The 7,330-nt window shown below is 36.8% G+C and carries 11 protein-coding genes; all 11 read left to right on the top strand.

The features are described 5' to 3' along the window. Positions 1-418: 418 nt before the first annotated feature. The 11 genes from HGG78_RS16960 to HGG78_RS16910 all read left to right on the top strand — a co-directional run bounded on the left by HGG78_RS16960 (position 419) and on the right by HGG78_RS16910 (position 7,329). Positions 419-676, top strand: a complete 258-nt coding sequence (locus HGG78_RS16960; protein ID WP_172533596.1) for an EscI/YscI/HrpB family type III secretion system inner rod protein — start codon at positions 419-421, stop codon at positions 674-676. Beyond that, positions 676-1,221, top strand: a complete 546-nt coding sequence (locus HGG78_RS16955) for a type III secretion protein (RefSeq protein ID WP_053309006.1) — start codon at positions 676-678, stop codon at positions 1,219-1,221. Before HGG78_RS16960 ends, HGG78_RS16955 begins: the two co-directional genes overlap by 1 nt. Further along, positions 1,208-1,693, top strand: coding sequence for a hypothetical protein (locus HGG78_RS16950; RefSeq protein WP_172533595.1), 486 nt, complete (start codon positions 1,208-1,210; stop codon positions 1,691-1,693). Before HGG78_RS16955 ends, HGG78_RS16950 begins: the two co-directional genes overlap by 14 nt. 39 nt (positions 1,694-1,732) lie before the next feature. Next, positions 1,733-2,221 carry a tetratricopeptide repeat protein gene (locus HGG78_RS16945; RefSeq protein ID WP_053309008.1) on the top strand — a complete coding sequence of 163 codons (489 nt, stop codon included), beginning with the start codon at positions 1,733-1,735 and terminating at the stop codon, positions 2,219-2,221. A gap of 16 nt (positions 2,222-2,237) precedes the next feature. Then, a complete protein-coding gene (locus tag HGG78_RS16940; protein ID WP_172533594.1) occupies positions 2,238-3,392 on the top strand; it encodes a hypothetical protein in 1,155 nt (384 codons plus the stop codon). Positions 3,393-3,499: 107 nt separating this feature from the next. Then, positions 3,500-4,537: a type III secretion system translocon subunit SctE gene (locus HGG78_RS16935; protein WP_172533593.1), complete on the top strand. Its 1,038-nt coding sequence runs from the start codon at positions 3,500-3,502 to the stop codon at positions 4,535-4,537. A 17-nt stretch (positions 4,538-4,554) separates the two neighbouring features. Next, a complete protein-coding gene (locus tag HGG78_RS16930) occupies positions 4,555-5,265 on the top strand; it encodes a hypothetical protein (protein ID WP_053309011.1) in 711 nt (236 codons plus the stop codon). Between the two features lie 43 nt (positions 5,266-5,308). Beyond that, entirely contained in the window at positions 5,309-5,833 is a 525-nt protein-coding gene (locus HGG78_RS16925) for a hypothetical protein (protein WP_053309012.1), read from the top strand. Continuing rightward, positions 5,830-6,243, top strand: coding sequence for a hypothetical protein (locus tag HGG78_RS16920; RefSeq protein ID WP_053309013.1), 414 nt, complete (start codon positions 5,830-5,832; stop codon positions 6,241-6,243). Before HGG78_RS16925 ends, HGG78_RS16920 begins: the two co-directional genes overlap by 4 nt. A 19-nt stretch (positions 6,244-6,262) precedes the next feature. Continuing rightward, positions 6,263-6,823: a hypothetical protein gene (locus HGG78_RS16915; protein WP_172533592.1), complete on the top strand. Its 561-nt coding sequence runs from the start codon at positions 6,263-6,265 to the stop codon at positions 6,821-6,823. Between the two features lie 161 nt (positions 6,824-6,984). After that, complete coding sequence (locus HGG78_RS16910; protein ID WP_241772828.1) at positions 6,985-7,329, top strand: hypothetical protein; 345 nt, start codon at positions 6,985-6,987, stop codon at positions 7,327-7,329. Position 7,330: the final 1 nt, after the last annotated feature.

The following is a 7,330-nucleotide window of genomic DNA, read 5'->3' as shown; positions in this document are numbered from 1 at the left end:
CATTAATCCAAGTTGGTTTTTTTCTGTTCATTAATTTGATGTAGTGAATTATTTAATCACTAGAAATCAGTAATAATTTTTCAAAAAATATCTGGTGAAAAATTTATTTTAACTCACTAAAGTGTAATTTGCTCTCAATAAAAAGTTAAGTCTAACATTTTTTACATATTGAGCAGGGCTTCCATCGTTTGAAAAACGATGAACTGCAAGTGTGCCCCCTTCCTACATGAAGTCGCAGCGGTGTTGGCTACGTTTGCTCACCCCAATCACAGAGCTTATCTATGCTCATGTGTGGGGTGAACTCACTTGTCGCCTACCTGCAACTTCAAGTTGTTTGGGTATATACCTATTCAAAAGAGTCATGAATCATGACTCTTTTAGGTTTTAATAATCATTCATATAGATAGTGTTTAAGATAATGGATTTATTTGCTATTCAAGGTATTCAGGCTGTAAAGCCATCTGTTTTAGAAGATACATTTAACAATGTTGGTGAAGGTTTCCAAGAAATTTTAGAGACCATTAATCATATCAATACTAGTGGCCAGGCAATGAGAGTCCAAGATACCTTGGCTTTGCAGCAAGCGGTTTTTCACTACAGTTTATACCAAGAAACGGTTACGAAAATAGCTTCAAAATCTGCTAGTGCAATCAACGAAGTTATGAAGGCTCAGTAATGAAAAAAGTAATGTTAATTATTATGTTACTTTTGTCTGGATGTGGTAGCGAAAATGATAAAATAATTGCAGATTTTGATTCTGCTGATATCGCTAATAAGGTTGTAGTTTTACTAGCTAAGTATGGTATTCCATCAAAGTTAAACAGTCAGAAGGAACAATTTTTCATTGCAGTTGCTAAAGATCATGAATTACAAGCTCGAGAGTTACTTATAGGTTTTAATTTTTATTTCCAAACACAGGATCTTAATGATTTGTTGGAGTCAAAGTTTGCCAGTTTAAGTAAATTAGAGACGGTGAAAAGTAATTTGCTTGAAAGTCGAGAGATTTATAATAAAATTAGTATTATCCCAAATGTACTTAGGGCTAATGTTATTGTTACAGGTGAGAAAAATAAACGTGTATCAGTATTGATTATTAGCCTTTTAAATATAGAGGAAGAAAACAAAAATAATATTGAGAAATTTCTAAAAGGGGTTGTGAATGAAAGTGACACATTAACGATTAGTTATTTTGTTCAAAGTACTTTATATGAAAAAGTATAAATATTATCATCAAAAAATTTTGCATTATGGTTTAGCGAAACTTGAAATAAACCAAGAACAATTTCAAGTTCTAACTTCTCTTGACGATGAAGAGCTAGAACATTGCTTATCATTCAAGAGAAGTAAGTTACGTACAATGATCCGTATAATGGGAACCATTGTAAAATATCAAGAAAGCAAAAAAAATATCACTGATACGTCTTGGTTAACTTATCGTGATGCATTGACACAAGAATTGTCTCTACTATCGGATATTTTTGGTCTATATGATATTGATATTCCATTGGATGCTGAAATTGATGAGCTAGGGTTGGGGTTACTTTCGGTAGTTAATCGTCGTCAAGCTGTTCTGTGTTCACTTCGTCTAAAGAAAAGCATGCCAGATATAGAACTAAAGGTTAAAAGTCCGGAAAGGTTACAATTTTTTGTTAAGCATATAATTTCAAAAAATTTGCATACCATTCCTACTTGAAGTTGTTTGGGTATAGTACAACGTAGAGGTTGAATTAGTATGAAGGGTCCCATTGTTGAATCTGATTTAGAAAACGATAATTTTTTTGATCTACTTAATATCCATTCTATTGAAAAAGAAATATCACGTATTAAGAATTCTGGAAATATAACAATTAATCAATTAAAATCCATGTTTGATATGGGCGTTGAATTCTATAATAAATTTCAATTTAAAGAAGCTGAAGTGATATTTTCATCATACAGCGCATTAAATCCATATGATCACCGAGGTCCTGGTTGTTTAGCGGCAATTTGTTTAGAGCAGGGGAAATTTAGTCGCGCTTTAGAATATCTGAATATCGTTAAGACTTATCCAAGTAACGATTTTGATGAAACGGCTGTTAACATTGCTCTCTGCCACTACAAATTGAAAGAGTACATACAAGCTAGTGCGATACTACTTGTTGTAAAAAAGGATGTATTAAATGAATTCTATAAAAATCGCTATGAGTATTTGCAACAACAACTCAAACCTTATCTGTCTTGAGCTTTGAGGACAAAAAATGACTGCTAATCTATCTTCTATAGTTAATCGTTCCTTCTTATTTAAGAATGAGGATAATAACTCAAGTAAGTCAGAGATTGATAACCGTGCTTTATTCGAAAAATTAGATCGTGATATCGATATTGTCGATGGCGAGCTAAATTTTATGCAACAGAATAATATTCAAACGTTAGCTAGCGTAACTTTGCACCAGAAAGAGATTGCATTAAAGATGGCGGCTAATATTGGTTCAGAAGCTCTTGTTGCATATATGCTAGCAGAGAGTATGGAAGCTTACTCGCAACAATTACTTGCTATAAGCGAAAGCACCGCTGGCGGGCTCATTGGATTTACAGATGCGATGAAACAAATGTTTGAAAGTATCTTTGGTGACGGATCCGTCGATGGAACTGAGCTTGAAGATGCATTCCAACTTGCTCTTATGGATGTGATTATGCATCCTGAGGATTACAATCTAACGTCTCAGCAAATGGAAGATATTCAACATTTTCTAGAAGCGACAGGCTCAGGTTCCCATGGTGTTCATGAAGGATATGACGGAGACCGGTTTGCTACTTTAGTATCAGCTCTTTTCGATACTATTCAAAACCAAGCGCCAGATGGGAGTTTGGCGAAGCAGATCCTTGATGCACTCAGTCAACAATACAATTGCCCTCAAGCATTGCAAGATCAGTTTGCAAATAATTGGGGCACGATTACCGATTGGCAAAATGATTGGCAAGCAGGACAGGATTTATCACCACTAATGAGAATGGTTATTTTATCTAGCTTACTCAGTGGGGATGAATTAACTGTAGAAGAATATCAGCTGATCATTTCTGGTGATCTTCAGGATATTAATCAATTAATTAATCGGTTACATCCGTCAATCAATAATATTGTTGATTATATCAATCAGGAGGTTGATGGTTGGAATATACATATTGGTAATGACCCAAATCAAGGCTTTGGTATGAATTATCATTCATCAGAGGGAGTGACAAACAATTATTTCAACACGTTGTCGGAAAATCTCCCGCAGAGGCCTCTTACCGATGAAGAGATAAAAGAGATCAACCGTATTGGTGACCAAGTAAAAATGATCCAACAAACATTAAAATATTGGTTACAAGTTGTACGTGATGAGCAGTTATCGGTGGCCGGAAATATTTAGTTCAAGGGTATGACATAACCAAGAACGTACCACTCGTATCTACGAGATACAGGTGTGCTTACTCAGCATATTTATTCTTGGCAAATAATAAAAAGTAAGGAGAAAACATGAACCCATTCATGATTAATATCTCTGCCGCCACCTACAACAATGAGGTGGAAGAAGAGAACAGAAATGCTCAACAAGTCGAAGCAGCACGTTCACAAAGGGAAGTTCCGAATCAACCATTACCAAGCAGTTCTATTTCGCTGAGTATGTTGTGGCGAATGGTGCAAGATGAAATGAAAAAAGTGGCAAATGCCGTTTCGGGAACAGGGGTAGAAAACTCTGACACTAAAAAGTCGTTGATCGAGCTACAAAAGCAATCACAAGTCAACATGCTTAATGACCGATTAGAACAGTTGGAAAAGCAACAGAAAGCGCAAAAAAAGAAAAGTATCTGGGGAAAAATTGGCATGGCATTGGGGTTTGTTGCCGCTATTGTAATGGCTCCATTTAACCCTGTTATGGCTGGAATCATGATAGGCGTTATGATTGCCAGCATTGTTGTGCCGAAAATAGCCGATAAAATCATGATAGCTGCCGGTGTCCCTGAAGATACTCGTATGTGGGTAAATATGGGGCTAGAGCTAGCGATTGGTTTGATTGGTATGGTGTTAAGTTTTAACCCAGGTAACTTTGCTGCGGCAGTAGGCAAGACTGCGGCGAGCGCTGCAGCAAAAGCAGCGCAATTAGCGGATAAAGCGGCAGATATGGTCAATTCGATTAAATCATTTGTGAGCATCTCGACCAAAGTTCAAAGTGTTGTCCATAAAATGATGAAAATGATTCAGCCGCTACTCGATAAAATTCAAGAGTTCGCTAAAGGTGGGCAGTTAGTTGCAGCTCGAATTGGTCAAGCAAGCTCAGTTTCTTCAGAGATCACTTCTATTGTTACTACTGGCTATTCGCTTAAATCAGCCGCTATTACAAGAGACTTGGAAATAGCGGAAGCGAATCAAGAAGAACTCGAAACACGAATCGAACAAATTCTACTTATGTTAGATCAAGCGCTACGTGCTATTAATCACGCTTTTGAGTCGCTCGCAAAAGTCAACAATGATAAGCGAGATTTTAATCGCGATATTATGTCCATTCATATGTAATTAATAAAGGTGACACAATGGTAATAACAAATTCTTTATCTCAGCCATCTGCATTAATTGCAATGGAATCAGCACCATCTGCACAAGACAATATTAATATTAAGTTATTACAAGACTGTAATGAAAAGTTAATAAAATCAGAAAAGCGTGGCATTTCAATGAACGATTTACTGACGTTATTAGCGGAAATTTTTCAGTCGTCTTATGCACTCCATGCTGAAATAGCTCAATCACGAATTCAAGCTGCGAAGGTAACAACAGATATTGCGCGAATTCTTGCCGCAGATAAATGCCATGACTCGCAAGTTAAATTCGCTATTCAGGTTGCGTCAGGAGCCCTCACTATGGCTATCAGCTCATTTTCTGCGGCTAAGACAGCCTCAGGCAAAAGTCTGCAAGATAGGCACGTCGCCAATGGTGGCAAAGTGAGTGAGCTTACTCCGGCGCAAATTAACCAACACACTGCTAGTCTTCTGCAGATGCGTAATGGTAAATATACAGCGGTATCACAAGCGGCTAATACGGCTAATAGCGTGTCGCGAGATGGGATGGAAGTATATCATGCCAACGAGGTTCAGACTCAGGAGGAAGGTCAAGCAACAATCAAGCATAAAGAAAAGTTAGATGCACTAAAGGATCAGGTTTTTCAACATTTTGCTACAGTGCTTGCCAAGTTGAATGAGCTTCTAAATGATCTAGAAAAAGCAAGTCTAGCAACTAACCGCTAATTATTAGGGAGAAGAGCGGTATCGACCGCTCTGTTTAATTTTTATGCGTTCAGTGTCTTTTTCAACAACCCCATTACGAACCGAGCGTGTCTCTGATTTAACTGCGACGAAAAATGTACGAGAGGAAAACCAGCCCAAGCGAGTTCGTGATGTAAAACAGACTGAAAAGCGCTCTAAAAAACATCCGAGATTGTTTAGAGTAAGGCGAAAGCCTATGACCTTTCAGCAACAAAAGCAGTTTGTTAAGCAGTTGAACAGCTATCAACTTAAAGCAATGCGTGATTGGTTTGGTTTTGCGGATAAGTTGGATATTAATTCACTGAATGATGCACAATTGTGGATTTTACAAGCCGCAAATCACTGTCAGCACCTTTATCCTGCTTTTCTAAGGCGGAAAATAAAGGATTCCTTATCATTGTTAGATGATTTGGATGCACCTATGGAAGATGCCAATAGCCAGATTGTGCAGCAGTTAGTGGCTTATGAACACTACCTAGAGGGACTATTATCAATATTGGTTTTGTGTCGTCGCTATGACGGTTTAAGCCGGAAGGAAAGTCGCAAATGAAACGAAACTCTTCTCTTATTACTCATTGCCATTTGCAAGGAAAAGAATTTGACCCTTACCAAATTTTCAAAAGTAAATGTCAGCGTTTAAGCTGGAGTTCGGTGGCTGAAAGTGAAGTATTTATTGATAAGCAAGCGGTAATTGAATGGTTTGCAACATGGAGTGACTACTCAGACCAAACTCTGAAATCAGTATTGGTAGACGGTATTTTAGAGAGTCAATTTAACAATATTACATTCATCCTAACCCTGATTCAGGAAGGGGATTTTGCGACTATGGCGTCAAAAGAAGCCTACCAGATACTGTATGAATTTGTCATCAATACTCCTAAAGGCATACAGGAATGGATTGACGAAATAGATTTCAAAATGAGCTGTGATGTTTTAGCGTTGTTATCTAAAAATCGATAAATAAGTGATGGAATAACTGATGATTTCTTTTTTACCGCGTAACTGTATTTCTACCGATGAGTTTAAAATATTACATTCTGTGGCAGGCTATCGCTTTGATAATGATGATTTTCAGATTCATTTCAGACAATTATTTAACTCATCAGAATATAAAGAAGATCTTGTTTTTCTCAAACTCGACAATATAGGCATTGAGGCTTATTTTTATGTCTCGGAGAGCGAGATTCGGCGTTTTCTAGGTGTGGATATAAAATACCTTGATGCTGACTATGTAGCTCATATAGTCACTAGGCATTGCGCTAATTATGGCGTGCATTATATTCATTCTGTGCCTTGGGAACTAAGTCGAAAACTACCTACATTAGTGTCTGCTTATTTAAATTTAGGTGAATGGCAAGTGAAGGTGTTGGTTGAGGTTATAAGCTTAGAATTAGAACAAAACTATCTCTTTTCTGAGAAAAATAGACTATCTAAGGATCTTAAGTTAGTCACGGTTCATTCTCCATTTGAAGCTTATTTATATAGTCATGAATTATCGACACTTTGCGAAGATGATGTGGTTTTGGTCTATCGTAAATAAACGATATTATCCTCTTCCTACTTAGAGTCGCAGCGGTGTTGGCTACGTTTGTTCACCCCAATAACATAGTTTATCTATGCGCATGGGGATAAACTAATTTGCCGTCTACCTGTAACTTAAAGTTGTTTGGGCATACTTAAATTTGATGTAATAAAAAAATTATGTATTTAAGTGAATTTTTAAGAAAGTATGATAAAGCTCATTACATTATGCCGCTAAAAACAGATGAAGTAGAACAGTTCTTATTGAATCTTGAACATAATGAACAACGAATTTTGTCATTATGTCCAGATCACCTACTTTTACCTACTTTACCTTTTTTTCAATTGGTGCATGTTATTAATATTGAAGAGGTGATTAAACAACTTGCAACAATAGAAATTATTACTGGTGGTCAATTTATTCGTGTGGATGGGTACCTAACTTTGGCGATTGAGGAGCAACTTTATCAGTCAGAGGAATTGCGTTGTTTGACACTCCAGTTATTTGAAATAATGAGGTTCTAAG

This window comes from Vibrio aestuarianus (assembly GCF_012395185.1).
Lineage (GTDB): Bacteria > Pseudomonadota > Gammaproteobacteria > Enterobacterales > Vibrionaceae > Vibrio > Vibrio aestuarianus.
This window is presented reverse-complemented; position numbering and strand designations above follow the sequence as displayed.

Coding starts and splice junctions, on each gene's coding strand:
- HGG78_RS16915 (WP_172533592.1), top strand. CDS start 6,263: ATGATTTCTTTTTTACCGCGTAACTGTATTTCTACCGATGAGTTTAAA.
- HGG78_RS16925 (WP_053309012.1), top strand. CDS start 5,309: ATGCGTTCAGTGTCTTTTTCAACAACCCCATTACGAACCGAGCGTGTC.
- HGG78_RS16940 (WP_172533594.1), top strand. CDS start 2,238: ATGACTGCTAATCTATCTTCTATAGTTAATCGTTCCTTCTTATTTAAG.
- HGG78_RS16930 (WP_053309011.1), top strand. CDS start 4,555: ATGGTAATAACAAATTCTTTATCTCAGCCATCTGCATTAATTGCAATG.
- HGG78_RS16960 (WP_172533596.1), top strand. CDS start 419: ATGGATTTATTTGCTATTCAAGGTATTCAGGCTGTAAAGCCATCTGTT.
- HGG78_RS16910 (WP_241772828.1), top strand. CDS start 6,985: ATGTATTTAAGTGAATTTTTAAGAAAGTATGATAAAGCTCATTACATT.
- HGG78_RS16955 (WP_053309006.1), top strand. CDS start 676: ATGAAAAAAGTAATGTTAATTATTATGTTACTTTTGTCTGGATGTGGT.
- HGG78_RS16935 (WP_172533593.1), top strand. CDS start 3,500: ATGAACCCATTCATGATTAATATCTCTGCCGCCACCTACAACAATGAG.
- HGG78_RS16945 (WP_053309008.1), top strand. CDS start 1,733: ATGAAGGGTCCCATTGTTGAATCTGATTTAGAAAACGATAATTTTTTT.
- HGG78_RS16950 (WP_172533595.1), top strand. CDS start 1,208: ATGAAAAAGTATAAATATTATCATCAAAAAATTTTGCATTATGGTTTA.
- HGG78_RS16920 (WP_053309013.1), top strand. CDS start 5,830: ATGAAACGAAACTCTTCTCTTATTACTCATTGCCATTTGCAAGGAAAA.